The 16,365-nt window shown below is 34.5% G+C and carries 16 protein-coding genes and 2 riboswitches; of the genes, 13 read left to right on the top strand and 3 right to left on the bottom strand.

The genetic code is table 11. The annotated features are described in order from the left end of the window. Positions 1-7 precede the first annotated feature (7 nt). From NCCP28_RS16865 to NCCP28_RS16870, 3 genes are all read left to right on the top strand, one after another. A complete protein-coding gene (locus NCCP28_RS16865) occupies positions 8-355 on the top strand; it encodes a hypothetical protein (protein WP_248562594.1) in 348 nt (115 codons plus the stop codon). 256 nt (positions 356-611) lie between these two features. Beyond that, a riboswitch (cyclic di-GMP riboswitch) is annotated at positions 612-690 on the top strand. 164 nt (positions 691-854) lie between these two features. Beyond that, the gene (locus NCCP28_RS23880; RefSeq protein ID WP_375709423.1) at positions 855-1,061 is read left to right on the top strand and encodes an aspartyl-phosphate phosphatase Spo0E family protein; all 207 of its coding nucleotides are present in this window, start codon (positions 855-857) and stop codon (positions 1,059-1,061) included. After that, positions 1,061-1,144: riboswitch (cyclic di-GMP riboswitch) on the top strand. Its footprint overlaps the gene before it by 1 nt. A gap of 25 nt (positions 1,145-1,169) precedes the next feature. Beyond that, positions 1,170-1,301 (top strand): anti-repressor SinI family protein, encoded by a 132-nt coding sequence (locus NCCP28_RS16870; RefSeq protein WP_248562595.1) that lies wholly within the window; start codon positions 1,170-1,172, stop codon positions 1,299-1,301. Positions 1,302-1,490: 189 nt separating this feature from the next. Here NCCP28_RS16870 and NCCP28_RS16875 read toward each other — a convergent pair whose 3' ends face one another. Further along, positions 1,491-1,736 carry a hypothetical protein gene (locus NCCP28_RS16875; protein ID WP_248562596.1) on the bottom strand — a complete coding sequence of 82 codons (246 nt, stop codon included), beginning with the start codon at positions 1,734-1,736 and terminating at the stop codon, positions 1,491-1,493. 773 nt (positions 1,737-2,509) lie between these two features. Between NCCP28_RS16875 and NCCP28_RS16880 the strand changes: the two genes are divergently transcribed. Then, positions 2,510-3,736, top strand: coding sequence for a threonine synthase (locus tag NCCP28_RS16880; protein WP_248562597.1), 1,227 nt, complete (start codon positions 2,510-2,512; stop codon positions 3,734-3,736). Between the two features lie 19 nt (positions 3,737-3,755). Further along, positions 3,756-4,208: an ABC transporter permease subunit gene (locus tag NCCP28_RS16885; protein WP_248562598.1), complete on the top strand. Its 453-nt coding sequence runs from the start codon at positions 3,756-3,758 to the stop codon at positions 4,206-4,208. Positions 4,209-4,264: 56 nt separating this feature from the next. Here the strand turns inward: NCCP28_RS16885 and NCCP28_RS16890 are convergent, their stop codons facing one another. After that, the gene (locus tag NCCP28_RS16890) at positions 4,265-5,254 is read right to left on the bottom strand and encodes a zinc-dependent alcohol dehydrogenase family protein (protein ID WP_248562599.1); all 990 of its coding nucleotides are present in this window, start codon (positions 5,252-5,254) and stop codon (positions 4,265-4,267) included. Positions 5,255-5,770: 516 nt separating this feature from the next. On the opposite strand from NCCP28_RS16890, the gene NCCP28_RS16895 reads away from it, so the two are divergent. Then, positions 5,771-5,977, top strand: a complete 207-nt coding sequence (locus NCCP28_RS16895) for a hypothetical protein (protein ID WP_248562600.1) — start codon at positions 5,771-5,773, stop codon at positions 5,975-5,977. 126 nt (positions 5,978-6,103) lie between these two features. On the opposite strand, the gene NCCP28_RS16900 is transcribed toward NCCP28_RS16895, so the two are convergent. Then, positions 6,104-6,331, bottom strand: a complete 228-nt coding sequence (locus NCCP28_RS16900) for a helix-turn-helix transcriptional regulator (protein WP_248562601.1) — start codon at positions 6,329-6,331, stop codon at positions 6,104-6,106. 442 nt (positions 6,332-6,773) lie between these two features. Between NCCP28_RS16900 and NCCP28_RS16905 the strand changes: the two genes are divergently transcribed. The 7 genes from NCCP28_RS16905 (at position 6,774) to NCCP28_RS16935 (ending at position 16,350) form a co-directional block, all read left to right on the top strand. Next, entirely contained in the window at positions 6,774-7,052 is a 279-nt protein-coding gene (locus NCCP28_RS16905; protein WP_248562602.1) for a hypothetical protein, read from the top strand. Between the two features lie 456 nt (positions 7,053-7,508). Continuing rightward, positions 7,509-7,976 (top strand): MarR family transcriptional regulator, encoded by a 468-nt coding sequence (locus NCCP28_RS16910; RefSeq protein ID WP_248562603.1) that lies wholly within the window; start codon positions 7,509-7,511, stop codon positions 7,974-7,976. A 153-nt stretch (positions 7,977-8,129) separates the two neighbouring features. Continuing rightward, positions 8,130-9,539 carry an MDR family MFS transporter gene (locus NCCP28_RS16915; protein ID WP_248562604.1) on the top strand — a complete coding sequence of 470 codons (1,410 nt, stop codon included), beginning with the start codon at positions 8,130-8,132 and terminating at the stop codon, positions 9,537-9,539. A gap of 1,500 nt (positions 9,540-11,039) precedes the next feature. Further along, the gene (locus NCCP28_RS16920; RefSeq protein ID WP_248562605.1) at positions 11,040-12,047 is read left to right on the top strand and encodes a substrate-binding domain-containing protein; all 1,008 of its coding nucleotides are present in this window, start codon (positions 11,040-11,042) and stop codon (positions 12,045-12,047) included. A gap of 19 nt (positions 12,048-12,066) precedes the next feature. Next, positions 12,067-13,848 (top strand): cache domain-containing sensor histidine kinase, encoded by a 1,782-nt coding sequence (locus NCCP28_RS16925; protein WP_309296638.1) that lies wholly within the window; start codon positions 12,067-12,069, stop codon positions 13,846-13,848. 35 nt (positions 13,849-13,883) lie between these two features. Then, on the top strand, positions 13,884-15,113 hold the full coding sequence (locus NCCP28_RS16930) for a response regulator transcription factor (RefSeq protein WP_248562606.1): 1,230 nt from the start codon (positions 13,884-13,886) through the stop codon (positions 15,111-15,113). A 277-nt stretch (positions 15,114-15,390) separates the two neighbouring features. Continuing rightward, positions 15,391-16,350: a sugar ABC transporter substrate-binding protein gene (locus NCCP28_RS16935; RefSeq protein ID WP_248562607.1), complete on the top strand. Its 960-nt coding sequence runs from the start codon at positions 15,391-15,393 to the stop codon at positions 16,348-16,350. Positions 16,351-16,365 lie beyond the last annotated feature (15 nt).

Genomic DNA, 16,365 nt, shown 5'->3' on the forward strand with positions numbered 1-16,365 from the left:
GACTCTTATGATGGATATATTTTGGTATTGCTACTTAGGTTTTCTAGCTGTATGTGCCATTGAAATACTGATAACTAGTTACCAAAAACCTTTTATCAAAAAATTAGATTTTGTACTTTCCGTAATCACTTGGATTGGGTTATTTGGTTATGTTACTAATACAGAGATTTTTATTCCTCTTGTATGGAAGTCTGTATTTGTAATTGGCTTAAGATGGGAAATCCTTTCGGTTATCAAAAATTTCAATAATGAGAGGAAAAATGATGATGAAATATCTCTATTGATTATCGGATTTACTTTTATTTTCTTAATTGGACCTTTATATTTCGGCTTATTTAATTATGCATTTAAATAAAAAAGATTTTCAAATCAATAATTCCCTAAATAAGAAAGAGGCTATTTTATTTATCATTTAAATTCCTAGAAGAGGCTTTTTTATAGATTTTCATTGAGAATTTTTCTTCCTTTTCTTAATGCACCGTATTTTTAAATTACGCATTCATTAAGTTTTGTAGGAAATTGTCGACAATAAACATTTTAAAAGTTTACAAAATTTTAATAAAATATATCTTGTGTACAAAAAAAAATAAAATGTATACATATTCCCTTTTGATCAGTAAAGGCAAACCATTTGAAAGAGTGGGACGCAAAGCCACAGGTTTAAGGTTATACGATGGCCGTCCTGCCTGAAAACTTTTTATATTTTAGAAGGACACCTGTTACAACAACGTATTGAACAAGCCTTAACTAAAAAATGGGCAGAATGGATAGGACAAGCTAAAGAGGTAGGCATTTCCAGTGGTGAAATTAAATTCCTTTTACTTATATTTTTTCTAGAAGATAGGAGCAATACAATGCTTAATACTTACTTAGAAAGAGAATATTCGCTAAATCAACTAGAAAGTCATATTCAAAAGTTGCGTAAAGAACTAATCAGTGTTGGCATGAAAGAAGGATTCAATGACTCCAATACTGTTCAACTCAGCCAAAAATTAGACTATTTCATCTTGATATATCAACAACTAAAAAATTCAAATTCCAATGACCTAACGAACTTATAACTTTTCATTGGCAAACTTTATGAAAGTAAAGAACGCAAAGCCACGGGGCTAAGGATACGTACTAAGATAGCTGCGCTGCCTGAAATATTATATATTTTAGGAGCATAGATGTTCAATGCTACAAACGACAGCACCGGTTTAGACAAAGAATGGATAGAGGTAATTTCATCTGCTAAAGAAATTGGAATCTCACTTGAGGAAATTAGGAGTTTTTTCCATCAATCACTTAAATCTGTATAAAGTCTTTTTATTTCTTCTTTAAAAATTTTGTTTTATTGCATAATAACTGTTATTATCTATCTACTTAGGTGATAACAGCATCACCTTAAGTTTTTGTGTCACAGTTGTTGTCAATAAGATACAATTTCAACCTTTTTCTAAGTTTGATACTTACTCTTATTTTTATAATGCTTTATTAAAAATAAATTCTTAATAAAGCGTTATAAAATAAAAAAAATCTTTATAAAGAACAAATGGGCCCATACAACTTTTTACTTTAATTTTTTTATCTCTTTTTCTATTATTTAGAATCTGAATACATTTAAGTTGAGCTTCTATTTCATTGGCAGCTTGCTCTAATAATTTTAGTTCCGCATAATACCTATGAACAGAACGGTAACATCTCATTACTTGATAAACACCCCATTCTCCTTCCATACACTTAGGCACGGCCATAAATATATCCTTTAATTTTTTACCTACTCCTTTTGCAATATTTCTTACCTTTTCGTATTTTTCTTTATTAACTACGATTTTAATTTTTAATTATAGGTAGTCCTTTCATCAAGTAATTGAATTTAAAAACTACATGATTCTAAGCAAATAGGCGTAAATATTTAATAAGTCATTACATATCATCTTATTCAACATAACATCGTTTTTTGTATATTTCCAAGTATTACTAATTTTGAAAGAAGGATTTATTTGAATATTTTTTATTCCCTTTGTCTTACCATAATGAGCCAAACTCTGTCATAGTTGTTGTCTACTAAGTAAAAATCATCCAATGTTAAATAGATTTATTTTGTCTTAGTGAGTTAATTAATGTGCTTTTTATATCTGTTCATGCATATTTGTCCCTTTCAAAATGAAAGGACAATCATAAAATGTTATTAATCCAGTTAAAGGAGGTGATATTTTTATGACGGATTATCAAGGTGGTGGAGAATACGGCATGAACTTTGCTCCAATTGTTGTTTTACTTATTAAGATTGTAACGAAAATTCCATCTTATTGTTAATATAATTATTGTAGGTTGATAATATTTTCCTCTAGTACTCTATTTGTACATAAGTGGTTCTTAAATCTTAGTTGACTAGTCGGAAAAGTTTGATTAAGATATTATTAGTTTAATAAAACATTAGTTGATTGGAAAACCAAAGACTACAATTCTGTTCTTTTTAAAAAGGAGTCTAATTGTGGTCTTTTACTTTTTTAGGAGGAGAAAAATGAAAGACTACAGCTATATTTCCCATTTAGAGTGCCCAAAATGTGGTGAAACATACAATGAAAAAAAAGTACATCAATTATGTAAGTGTGGTTCCCCATTATTAGTGCGCTATGATTTAGAGAAAGTGAAAGCAAATGTGTCGCGGGAGGATATTGCAAAGCGTCCCAATAGCTTATGGCGCTATCATGAGTTACTACCTGTTCATGAAGAAGAGAATGTTGTAACGCTTGGCGAAGGGATGACGCCGCTTGAAAAACTTTCATCTCTAGGAACAGAGTATGGATTAAAGAATTTATACATAAAAGATGAAGGAATCATTCCAACGGGTTCTTTTAAAACACGAGGTGCAAGTGTTGGGGTTTCAAAGGCAAAAGAACTAGGAGTAAAACAATTAGCAATGCCTACAAATGGCAATGCTGGTGCCGCTTGGGCGTTATATGCGGCAAAAGCAAATATTAAAGCTACGATTGTTATGCCTTTAGATGCCCCGCAAATTACTCGGAAAGAGGTTTATATTGCTGGTGGAGACTTGCATTTAATCAACGGTTTGATTAGTGATGCAGGTAAGGTAGTTGGAAATTTAGTTCAAAATCATGGAGTATACGATGCTTCTACGCTGAAAGAACCCTATCGCATTGAGGGTAAAAAGACAATGGGATACGAGATTGTGGAACAATTTGGATGGGAAGTCCCAGACGTTATTTTGTATCCAACTGGTGGAGGAGTAGGCATTATTGGTATTTATAAAGCAATTCTTGAATTACAACAATTAGGGTGGATCAAGGATGGGAAACTTCCTCGTTTAGTAGCCGTTCAAGCAGAAGGGTGTGCACCAATTGTAGAAGCTTGGAAAAAAGGGGAAACTGAATCTAAATTTTTTGAGAATTCGACTACCTGTGCATTTGGTATCAATGTTCCTAAAGCTTTAGGTGATTTTTTAGTTCTGGAAGGGCTTTATGCAACAGAAGGCTGTGCAATTGCCATTTCAGAAGAGGAACTATTGAAGGCGCAAAAACAAGTAGCTTCATTAGAAGGAAACTTTGTCTGTCCAGAAGGAGCAGCAACCTTTGCAGCAGCTAGAATTCTGCGTGAACAAGGGTGGATTCAAGCAGATGATCATGTTGTGTGTCTCAATACAGGCTTGGGCTTAAAGTACCCGGAAACGGTTGAAATGGAGGGGATACAAACTCTTCAACCTGGACAAGAAATTTTGGTAAATAATTAATTGTTAGTTGGTGGGAAATTTGATATTTGATTGGAAATATATGATGGATGTATTCCCTTACTACAAAACGGCACTCTGGATAACGGTAAAGCTTGCAAGTATGGGTGTCTTATTGGCAATTATAGTCGGTATTATTTGTAGTATTATTCAGTATTTCAAGGTGAGCGTATTAACTAACATTGTGCATATATATTTAGAAATTGCACGTAATACACCACTGTTAATTCAATTATTCTTTTTATACTATGGATTGCCCAAGGTAGGGATTAAATTAAGTGGAGAGCTGTGTGGAATTATAGGGCTTACCTTTCTCGGTGGGAGTTATATGGCCGAAGTATTCCGATCAGGGATGGAGGCTGTGGCCAAATCTCAAATAGAAGCAGGGAAAGCGATTGTTCTCAGCAACATGCAATTAATGCGCTATGTGATTATTCCATTCGTTATAAGTAGGGAAAAAGGATCTTTCGGTTGAAGATCCTTTTTACTGTTTATGGAATTAAAGACTCTGTTTGTTGAACAAGAATAAACTCAGTAACTTGTTAAAAATACTTTCCCTTTTGTTTTATTAAATTCGACAGCATCAATTGCCTTTTGGACATCCGACAAGTCATACGTAGAATCGACCATCATCAAATGAAATTTTTTACTAGCTATTAACCGTATTAAATGATTAAAAGTTGCTTGCCATTTTTTTGCTGAGACATTTTTATTCCAATTTCGTAAATGAAACATATTGGCATTCACTTTTGCTTGATTTACAATATCTGCCCAATTTACTTGTACTCCTGATAAAAGACCGATTGTTAAAAAATTTCCATTAGAGCGGACACTAAAAGCTAATTCATTACCATCCGAACCCCCAACAGAATCAATGGCAGCATCTGCACCTATTCCACTTGTTAATTCCATAACGGTTTCATTTAGACGGCTTATAGAGGTATCTATTACATGAGAAGCACCGAGATGAAGCAATTCCTCTGTATACTTATTATTTCTAGTCACTGCAATCAATTGAAAACCTAAAATCTTTGATAATTGAGCAAAAATATGCCCAATAGAAGAACCACATGCATTAACCAATAAAACATCATTTGGTCTTATTTTTAAAACTTCCGTACAAACCACCCATGCTGTAAGGGGATTGATATACATTTGTGATGCAGTAAAATTATCAATAGAATCAGGTATAGGAACGGCAAATTTTGCTGTTGTCTTAACAAACTCTTGCCATGTACCTTCCCCACGCAAAGGTAAAACCCGTTTTCCAATAAGGTTTTTTGAAACTAAAGGACCTACATCCTCTACAATCCCAACTCCTTCATAACCAGGAATATTAGGTAAAGAAATTCGATGTGAATATGCCCCTCTAATTGGAATTAAATCAGAAGGATTGATAGGTCGTGCCAGCATTCGAACCAGAATTTCATTATCTTTTGGCGGTTCAATGGTTTTATATTCAATTTTTAACACATCTTTAGGACTGCCGAATTCGTAGAAATTAATATATTTTGCATCCAAAACACTAAAGGCTCCTTAATAAAAATTAGAATTATTTAATTATAGCATTTTTGACTAAACTCCCTTAGTGGAACAATACTTTAAAGTATCTAAATAAGTCTTTTACACATAATTAGTTAATATAATACCTCCTAATAAGTAGCAAGGAAAAATAAAAAGGTGGAATTTGGCCATATTAAAGCAAATTTTGCTTTTTGGTGTTTAGGAAATAATTAAAAAATAGACATATAATTGAGAAAGCCATATTTCAACAGATGATCGATTACAACCTATATGTAATATTTATATTTAGAAAAACCTTTTGCTTCTATAACTTCATCACGCAAGTATTTTAAATGGTCTTTCGTAATTCGTTGTTATTCTCTAAAATATCTGTAGTATTTCAGAGAAGCATAAATTTAATTAACCGGCATTTAATAAATCTATTCTAAGAAGAGGATTTACATATATGCATATAGAAGATAGTAATTATTCAATATTAGAATCATATTCCGGGAAATTTAAGGGGGAGTAACAGTGGAGGAAAGAGAAGAACTACTCTATATTATAAAAACGGATGATGGTAAGTATTGGAGAAGGAATTTTCCTTATTGGGTAGAGCGTGTTAACTATGTATCTCCACTCAAGAAAGAAGAAGCACAAGGAAAATTAATTGAATTAGAATCGCAAGTAAAATCTAAATTAGCAATGATTCTTTTGAGCGATGAATTGAGTAAAGGATAAATTACGATTAATATATGGAAATAAAAGCTTACCTATTATAAAGTAAGCTTTTATTTTGGAGTTCAGCAAGAAGGTAATATCTATCTATTAACATAAGAAAACCCATTTGAAAATTTTACGCATTCATTATATATCAAAAAAATCATTACTTTTGACATTAGGATCTACCTTTTTTAATGCTGAAACAATTTTCTTTATAGTTCTGGTATTGGGCTCTCTTTCGGAGTCACCAGCAGCAAGAGCATTAATCGTATTTCTATTAACTCCAGATGCTTTGGCCAACCAACTTTGGGACATACCACGTTTATCAAGCCATTTCCCCAACTTACTTCTCTTTTTACCTAATCCAAACATTTTATATCAGTCCTCCTGAGTGCCTAATTTTGAACAGTCAAATTATCTATTGGTCAAGTAATGTCCAAATAGCCTAAAAAAAATACCTAATTAGATGCAAAAATTAGTCAACTTGGACAAGCAGAGACGCATAGAATTTTTTAAAGACGTCCATACAGGCGTCAAAAAAGGGAGGGACGTCAGTTAATGTACAGACCAACAATAAGATGCTCAGACGCTTATAAAGACTATATAAACAACTTATTTCAAAGGACAGAATTAGACCGTAATCAAATTATCAGAGCTGCTCTTTTTACCGCAGCACATTCTGAACTATTTCAAAAACTTATGGACGCACATAAAAAGAGGGACGTCACTCTTCCTCCTTTGCCATGGAGTGTGAATGATAACCATTTATGGATGGAGCAGGACCCAGAAATAAAAAGAGAAGAGAGGGACGTCAATGCTAACCAAACAGGAGGAATTGAAGTTAAGATTAATCATGGAATTATTGAAAGAAACAGAAGAGGCTCAGCCGAAAGAGAGGAACAGGGACAAACAAGGGAGATTCGCAAAAGGGGAGGAGGAATATTCATACAGATCGGAACGAGAAATAAAAGTTGTTAAAAGAAGAGGCACATATGGTACCTATGATGTCAAAGATTATGAGCCTTATTCCACTGTAGATTTATTAATTTGTACGGCTGTAGCTTTTACTGCAGTTGCTATATTAATGATATAATGCATCTTTTTTTGTATTTTGCACCATGTCCTTTGTACCTCTAATCTGAATATAGTGTGGAGCGTAGAGAATATCCTCAATCGATACACTATTTTTACCGCCTTGGAACTGAACATCAAAACAAACAGAATCTCTTTTTTAGTCGTACTTGACTGTTTAACGATTTTTTTAGTTTAAATTGAGGTTGAAAATTATCAATGGATGATGGAATATCTGCTGTTAGTTTGTATTCAAATATTATAATTGAAAAGGCAAAATTTCTCTTTGACTAATTGATTTTGCTATTCTAATCATCTAAAGTTCCTTGTATATATGCTTTTTTATTTCCTTGAAAATTCCGTGTATCAAGAATTGGATCTATGTTTTGGTGTTTCTAGACTCATTTTCATATTGTTGAAATAGAAACAAAAAATGAATATAATATTGCTAGTGCATCAATGGGTGGGAGGACAGGCCATGAACAAAGAAGAACAGCTCATAATAGGTTTCAGGAGCTTATATAACAAGTATGCTTGGCTTAATAACTTTAAGATGGAAAAAGGCCTTAAGGGTTATAAGCCTTCTGAAGTCCATTGCATCGAATTTATTGGAAAAAATGTAGATCCTAATGTGACAAAACTTGCGGAGTCTCTTTATATGACTAGAGGTGCTATAAGTAAACTAACTAAGAAGCTCATAGAAAAGGGCCTTATTGAAAGCTACCAAAAGCCAGATAACAAGAAAGAAATCTATTTCAAACTTACTGAGCAAGGGAAAGTAATCAACAAAGTCCATGAGGAACTGCACCAAGAATTTCGAGAACGTGATAAAGTCGTATTTGATCAGATACCCCAAGAACAATTTGACAGTATGCTTAGTTTCGTAGAAAAATATAGTAGACATTTGGATATAGAAATTAAGAAACAGGGCTTAGATATTAGGTAAGGATAAATTTGAATAATGAAAATGTAACCACAGGCAGCCCACTTCTATTGTGAACGGGTTGCTTTTTTATCGTTGATAAATTGTTGACTAGGAAACAAAAATATGATATTGTTTCCTAGGAAATAAAATTACAACTATACAGGAGAGAGCCTTATGACTAAAGATAAAGTAAAGGAAGCAGGATTACCAAAGGAAATTCTCACTGCTGCTTGGGCTATAGCACTGGGAGCAATTGCTCCAATGCTTGATTCAACTATGGTGAATATTGCCATCGATAAACTTACTAAGGATTTCAACACGACATTGGATACCATTCAATGGGCCATTACAGGTTACGTTTTAGCTCTGGCAATCGCAGTTCCAGTATCTGGATGGCTTATGAACAAATTTAATGGAAAGAAAATCTTTATTGGCGCAGTCATCGCCTTTGGTGTAACTTCTGTTTTTGCTGGAATTAGTTGGGACATTTCCAGCTTTATCTTCTTCCGTCTGCTTCAAGGATTTAGCGCTGGAATTATTACCCCGCTTATGTCAACACTCTTGGTTAAAACAGCAGGTCAAGAAAATTTAGGGAAAGTTATGGCAATCGTTAGCACACCTATGATCTTTGGCCCAATCTTAGGACCTGTCATTGGAGGCTTCATCGTTCAAGGTGCATCATGGCACTGGATTTTCTTCATCAACGTGTTCATCGTTTTGATTGCCGCCCCACTTATGATGAAAACTATTCCAGATTTTGAACCATTCAACAAAGAGAGTAAACTCGATGTTTTTGGGATTATCAATTTATCCTTAATGAGTGCGGCATTAATTTACGGAATTACAAAAGCAACGGACCATGCAACGTTTAACAATGGCGAAACGATCCTATGGGTCAGTATTGGCCTGGTTTTAGGCGTAATTTACCTCGTTTATAATCGAATCAGAAAGAATCAAACCGTGCTTCCAATGAATTTGTTTGAACACAAGAGCTTCTTAGCATCAAGCATCGGTTTGTTCTTAGCAAATATTGCTATTATGGGTCCTATGTTGATTCTTCCATTATTCTTCCAAAACTTTCGCCATTTCACAGCAATCGAAGCGGCACTTGCATTAATCCCTCAAGGAATTGGAATGCTTATCACTCGACCAATGATCGGAAACATGATTGATAAGATTGGTGGGAAATATGTGGTGATGGTCAGCCTTGTTCTTGCACTTATCGGATCTATTCCGCTTATCTTTATCACTGATAAGACAAGTATGATTTGGATTTCTATCTTATTGTTCATCCGAGGTACCAGTATTGGAGGCATTAATCTTCCTTTGATGAGTGACGCTTATACCGGACTTGACAGCAAACAACTTCCAGAAGCAGGAGTCGGTATTAATATCATTGAAAACCTTGGTTTCAGCTTTGGTTCAGCTGTTATCGCAACCGTTGTAGCAACTGTTGTACAAGGAGCACAACCAACGATTACGAATGGCTTAAAAGGTTACCATGCTGGGTTCTTAGTTTCTGCACTTGTCCTTGCCATAATCTTCATTCCCAGTCTATTTCTCACATATAAAAAAGCTAGATAGGCATGAAAATGTTATGATATTAACCTTGCAAAATATTAAATAGCTATGAATTTATTATTAGTATGGCTAGAAAAGAAAATTATTTAGAATAGAATGACACTATTGTTACGGCTAAATTGGATTAATGTCTATCATACATCATTTCAAAAAGAGATAAATATGCGATTAGCTGCTTATATAGTTGGAAAAAAGAGTATGGTCAAAGTCAGAAAGACAGAGCGTAAATACCAAAAATGTATTCTTTGTATAATACTTATCTTATGAAAATAAGATAGTCTTCCCAACCATTCTAAATCTTATTTTTACAAGTAAGGGAGGCAAACTGTGTAATTGAAAGGATTTAGACTTTTAAATTCTAGCCCCTGGTTGCCATAAAAGAGAATAGCGATAATAGATTACTGCTTTCAGAGCAAGGAAGGGGACAAATCCTAAATGGTGTGCAATCTATAAAATAAATATTTATTTATTTATTTATGTATTAAACTATCTTCTTATTGCCTTCGTTAGTCCAGTTTCGAATGTATTCATACGTTATATTTTTGATTTGTCTTTTTTTAGATAGATGTTTAAAAATGCTTGTCTTATAAATGTAGTCAATACAAAAAAGCTCGTCCATGACTTGGAGAGCTTTTTGAAATAATCTCTTTATTAGTCAAAGTAACCAAACAAAAAGGACATCAATACTTTTCTTGTTCCTGGTACTAGCCCCACCTACGCTATATACCTCGACAGCCACGCGCGCCGTCCCACCTAATTATCATTATAATTGAATGCGCTTACATTTTAAAGATTAATATTTCGTCAAATTTTGCAAGGTATATGTCGAAAAAAGAGGCCTGTTGCTTTTAAAATCTCTTAGGAAAATCGTAAATAGAGGGTTTTTGAACTACCCACAACTTAGCTAATGCTTGAAGTGGGAGCCTTCTGTGGGGAAATGATAAATAACCTAGAGTGTATTAAAAGAAAACTACTAGTATATAAAATATTATAATTGCCAAAACAAAAGATAAGTGTTTATTTATCATGCATTAATGGGCAGTGAATCCCCCCACTGATTGAAGTTTCACTTTATAGAAAAGAGTTTCATTTAGTTATCTTGTGAGTGTTCATCATTATGACTTCTTGTCCCTCAGTTCAATAAACTTCTTGCAGTATTAGGCAGGAGTAACATCAAATTGTTCCTTGAATTTTTTATAAAAATGATTAAAGTTTGAATATCCCAATTAATCCGCAATGGGATTGACTTGAAATGAAGTATTTTTCAGCAGTAATTTTGCCTGACGCAGACGAAGTTTTTGAATCCTTTTACTGAAGGTCTAAGTTTCTCTTTAAAAAATTTACTTAAGTTATTAGGATGAAAATGATAGTGATGAAAACCTCTGTAAGAGTTTTAGTTAGATAAGCTTTTCTATATATTTAATTAAATATTCAGTAGCTAGATATTTTCTGGATGTTTTTTTATAATAGATTTATAATTTAAAATATTGAAAGGGGTTTCAATTGAAGAAGCTTTTATTTGTATATGGTTTATTAATGGTTGCCTTTCTAATATATTTAATAGATTTTCAATCCCGTGAAGCAAACGCAAGTCTTGAGGAAAAATCAAAGGGATTACACGGAGACATTGATGAGAAATATGTCATGGTTACATTCCAAGCAGGGGCTGATTATTGGAAGAATATATTAAAAGGATTTGAAGATGCATCACAGGCACTTAATGTCTCCGTTGAATATCGTGGTGCAGCCCAATATGATGTGAAAGAGCAAATCACAGTTCTTGAACAGGTAATTGCAAAAAAACCATCAGGCATTGCGATTTCCGCCATCCACTCGGATGCACTGGATGTAACTATCTATAAAGCCATTGATGCTGGAGTGCCTGTTGTGCTATTTGATTCTGATGCCCCCAAAAGTAATGCCTATTCCTATATAGGTACAAATAATTATAATGCAGGCGTTACAGCAGCCCATGAAATCTCGGATATGCTCAATAATAACGGAAAGGTAGCCGTCATCACGTTATCCAACAATCAGCAAAATCAAATTGACCGATTGAAGGGATTTCAAGAGACGATTGAAGGGCAATATCCCGACATTAAAGTGGTAGCTATAAAAAACGGCAAAGGGAATCAATTGGTGTCAAAACAGGCTGTCATTGATATTTTAAAACAACATCCGGATTTAAAAGGCATTTTTGTAACGGAGGCAAGCGGAGGTGTTGGGGTGGGTGAAGCTGCCATTCTCCTAAATAAAGTTCATCAAGTTAAAATAATTGCTTTTGATACAGATAAACAAACGCTTGACATGGTGAAGGATGGAACCATAGCGGCTACTCTTGCTCAGGGAACCTGGAACATGGGTTATTGGTCTCTGCAATATTTGTTCCATGTTCGACATGACTTAATTAAACTTCCAAATGATCCGTATACGCACGATATTCTTCCTAAAATGGATACTGGCATAACGGTAGTATCTAGAAAAAATGTAGAAAACTATTATGCAAAATAGGCAGCCTTGGAATTGAGTGATGATGTTGAAAAAAATAACTTCATTAGAAATAAATGATTTACCAATTCGTTATAAAATAATAGCTTTATTGCTCATAATCAGCATTCTGCCCTCCATCGGTTTTGGCTCGTTGATTAGTATAGCCGTAGATAAAATCATTGAAAAACAGGCAACGAAACATACACTACAATTAATCGGACAGGCGAACAAATCGTTAGAATCGTACGTGGAAAATATGCAGGATATCTCCTATCTTGTCTCATTCAATCCGGAAATCATCCAGTTTCTACAGGATGGTGAAGCCACAAATAATCAGTACCAAATGCAGCAATTTTTGCAAGGCTTTACAACCGTCAACTCTGAAATTGCGGGAATCCTGATGATAAATGGTGAAGGTAATTATATCAGTAATGAGATGTATACTCGTAATATCAAATCATTAATAAAGGAAAATTGGTATCGGGAAGCTATTGAGAATAATGGTATTTTTAAGATAATCGGCCATCCTGCAGATAGAAGTGTCAGGACTCATGTTAATTATAAGAATAGTGAAATTGTTTCGGGTGTTCGGGCAATCCTGGATCCCGATACGCAGACGGTGATTGGAGTCATCTTAATTGATTTGAAATTGCGAGTGATATCTGAAATCATTGAAGATATAAAGTTGGGGAAAACAGGTTATTTAATGGTTATAGATGATGAGGAGGAAGTCATTTATTCACCTCAAAACTCTTTAGTCGATAAAATACAGCTAAGCTGGTTTAAAAAAGGATCGTCAGGCACATTTTCCAAAAAGATAGACGGGAAAAACATGCAATTCATCTATAGAAGGTCTTCATTTTCGAATTGGACGACCATCGGGGTATTTCCAACAAATGAGTCGGTCATGGAAGTACAGCAAATTAATTTTTACGTAATTAGTTTTTTATTTATTGTTTTTGCGTTTGGAATTGGTACTTCTTATTATTTATCTTTTTCAATGTCAAGGCCTATTAATCAATTAAATGATTTTATGAATCAAGTAAAGTCAGGGGATCTATCAATTCGCTATAAGGGCAATCGTGCAGATGAAATTGGGATGCTGGGGCGCAGCTTTAATACGATGCTGAGTCAAATAAAAAAGCTGATTTCCTTAATAGAAATTCAGGGAAGGCAAAAGCGGGAAGCAGAATTGCAGGTACTGCAATCTCATATCAAGCCACACTTTTTATACAATACACTTGATACTATTAATTGGATGGCTCGAAAAAAAGGGGCATTGGATGTAGCTGAAGTCGTGGACTCCCTATCGCAACTTTTTCGGATTGGTTTAAGCAAAGGCAATGACCTGATTCCATTGGCAAATGAAATAGAGCATATTGAAAGTTATTTGAAAATTCAAAAGGCCAGATATAAGGATAAATTGAATTATAGTATTTCAATAGAAACAAAACTTTCCAATATATCAGTAATAAAGCTAGTATTGCAGCCAATTGTTGAAAATGCTATCTATCATGGTATTAAAGAGAGGCGGGGACCAGGGCATATTTCTATTACTGGGGAAGAACACGAGGGGAATTTAGCCCTTTGTGTAAAGGATGATGGAGTGGGAATATCGGAGAGAAGATTAGTTGCACTACGTGAAAATCTGGCCGTTAACTTTAACAGTTTGGAAGAAACGAAGAAGTTGACTACTATTGGCTATGGAGTTATGAATGTTCAAGCCAGAATTAAGCTATTGCATGGAGAACCATATGGTTTATATATGGATAGTTTAGAAGGAAAAGGTACAACCGTAAAAATTCTTCTTCCATTAAATTGATACATATAAATCCTATGGGTAATGGGGTGTTATGCTTGAAGCAGCTTTTAAAGGTATTGATTGCAGATGATGAGCCAACTATTCGAGAAGGGATCCGGCATTCGATCGACTGGAATAATATTGGGATGGAAGTGGCAGCGGAGGCTGAAGATGGTGAGGAAGCATTGGAATTGGCACTGGAATATGAAGTGGATATTCTTTTGGCCGATTTGAACATGCCAATTATGGATGGACTGACGTTAATTAAAAATATCCGGGAAAGCCTTCCTAAATGCAGAGTTGTGATCATTTCAGGCTATGATGAATTTAGCTATGCCCAGGAAGCTTTACGTTTACAGGTGGAGGATTATATTTTAAAGCCGATCAAACCAGACAGTTTGACGGAGGTTCTTAAAAAAGCGGCAAGTAAATTACAGACCATGACGGCTCAAAAGAAGTATTTAGAAATAGCTTCGAGCCACATTTCACAAAATACCTTGTTCATTCAAGAACAGTTTTGTCGAAATTTGGTTGAAGGAAATCTGACAACCGATAATATTAAGGAGCAGTTGCAGTTTTGGGGACTTACGGTGGAGGTGCCTCATTTACTGGTAGTTGTTCGTTGTAAGGAATTGGAAATAACTCAACCTCTGATACAAGGGGCGGATAAGGAATTGTTTATATTTGGGATGAAGAACATTATTTTAGAAGTATTAGAAAAACAGCAAAAGCTAATTTTTAGTGACCAATTCGGGCTGTTGTTTATCTTATTATGGGGACATGTTCAGGAAGAATCTTTTTCAAAAATAGAAATGAGTATCCAATCCTATTTACATTTGTCCCCGACTCTTTATTCAGAATTCATTCCTGATACTTTCGCTGTGATTCCTTCTGTTTACGAGATTTGTAAAAAAAAGGTTTATGAGGAGTGTCAAATTCCTCCTATTGTAAGACGTGCCAAAAACTATTTACGTCAACAATATTCGAATCCTGAGTTGACCTTGGAATCCATTGCCCAGCAATTACAAGTTTCATCTGTATATTTAAGCCGGATGATTAAACAAGGATTGGGAACCTCCTTTACTGGTTTGGTTACCGATATGAGAATAAAAAAAGCTATTATGCTGCTGAATTCTACCAATTTGCAAGTATATGAAATAGCAGAACAAGTCGGGTATGAATCCCAGCATTATTTTAGCACTGCCTTTAAAAAGGTTGTCGGTGTTTCACCAAATCAATATCGAAAAGGTGCTGCACGGCTGTCCATAACTAATACTAGCAGTTAAAATTGATTTAAAAATAATATGGAATAAAGAGAGGACTGCAAAAGTCCTATCAATCTACAAAAGGGTGAGCACCTACTATCTGCAGCGTGCCGCCCTTTTCTTTGTATGTATATATTTAAAAGAGAAATTTGTAAGCGCTTTATAAAAAGTTAAATTTTTATAAAAATTGTTTATTAATTACAAAGACGTGTTTAGGGACCCTTGGTATTATGTTAGTAGAGAAAGGGTTTACATCCTGGCTTGAAAAAATATTTACATGAAAAGAGGGGGAATACCGATGAAAAAATTAGTGTCAATTTTCTTAGTTGCATTGCTGACTTTTACGCTATCTGCATGTAACAACAGTGAACAATCCAGTGGTTCGGCAGGAAAAAAATCCAAAGATCATTACGTTTTTGGTTACACATCCATGACACAGAACAATCCATTCTTCCAAGTGCTTGAAAAATCCATCCGAGAAAAAGTAGAGGCGAATGGTGACAAGCTTATTACTACGAATCCAGCAATGAACGTAGAGCTTCAAATTAATCAAATTGAAGATTTGATTTCACAGGGAATTGATGCGATTTTCTTAAATCCAGTTGACTGGGAAGGAATTAGACCTGCATTAGTCATGCTGGAAGAAGCTAATATACCGATTATTAACTATGACACAGAAGTTAAAGACTTTAAATATGTTACCGCTTTTGTCGGTTCCGATAACAAAAATGCAGGAAGAGTGGATGGCGAAGATCTTGTAAAAAGATTTCCAAACGGCGGAAAAATTGTCGTTCTTGATAGCCCGACAATGAATTCTGTTAATGATAGGATTGCAGGTTTCATGGAAGCGATTAAAGGTAAAAATTTTGACATTGTAGCACAGCAAGATGCTAAAGGGGATTTACAAACAGCTCTTGGTATCACTGAAGATATTCTTCAAGCTCACTCTGATATTGTTGCGATAATGGGTGGAAATGACCCGACAGCATTAGGGGCTTTAGCAGCAGTAAAAGCAGCCAATAAAACGAACATTGTTATTTATGGAGTGGATGGTTCTCCTGATGCCAAAGCAGCAATTAAAGAAGATGGGCCACTTGTTGGAACAGGTGCACAATCACCGATTTCCATTGGACAACAATCGGCTGATGTAGCATATAAAGTGTTAAAAGGTGAAAAGTTTGAAAAGAGAACTCCAGTAGAGACATTCTTAATCAATAAAGATAATGTGGATAAATACGGTACAGATGAATGGCAGTAAGCTATAGTAAATAAT

Origin of the sequence: Niallia sp. NCCP-28, assembly GCF_023168165.1 — a bacterium.
Lineage (GTDB): Bacteria > Bacillota > Bacilli > Bacillales > Cytobacillaceae > Niallia.

Excerpts from the sequence above, each read along its gene's own strand:
- NCCP28_RS16870 (WP_248562595.1), top strand. The coding sequence starts at position 1,170 with ATGTTCAATGCTACAAACGACAGCACCGGTTTAGACAAAGAATGGATA.
- NCCP28_RS16910 (WP_248562603.1), top strand. The coding sequence starts at position 7,509 with ATGAACAAAGAAGAACAGCTCATAATAGGTTTCAGGAGCTTATATAAC.
- NCCP28_RS16915 (WP_248562604.1), top strand. The coding sequence starts at position 8,130 with ATGACTAAAGATAAAGTAAAGGAAGCAGGATTACCAAAGGAAATTCTC.
- NCCP28_RS16875 (WP_248562596.1), bottom strand. The coding sequence starts at position 1,736 with ATGGCCGTGCCTAAGTGTATGGAAGGAGAATGGGGTGTTTATCAAGTA.
- NCCP28_RS16905 (WP_248562602.1), top strand. The coding sequence starts at position 6,774 with ATGCTAACCAAACAGGAGGAATTGAAGTTAAGATTAATCATGGAATTA.
- NCCP28_RS16880 (WP_248562597.1), top strand. The coding sequence starts at position 2,510 with ATGAAAGACTACAGCTATATTTCCCATTTAGAGTGCCCAAAATGTGGT.
- NCCP28_RS16925 (WP_309296638.1), top strand. The coding sequence starts at position 12,067 with ATGATGTTGAAAAAAATAACTTCATTAGAAATAAATGATTTACCAATT.
- NCCP28_RS16935 (WP_248562607.1), top strand. The coding sequence starts at position 15,391 with ATGAAAAAATTAGTGTCAATTTTCTTAGTTGCATTGCTGACTTTTACG.
- NCCP28_RS16865 (WP_248562594.1), top strand. The coding sequence starts at position 8 with ATGATGGATATATTTTGGTATTGCTACTTAGGTTTTCTAGCTGTATGT.
- NCCP28_RS16900 (WP_248562601.1), bottom strand. The coding sequence starts at position 6,331 with ATGTTTGGATTAGGTAAAAAGAGAAGTAAGTTGGGGAAATGGCTTGAT.
- NCCP28_RS23880 (WP_375709423.1), top strand. The coding sequence starts at position 855 with ATGCTTAATACTTACTTAGAAAGAGAATATTCGCTAAATCAACTAGAA.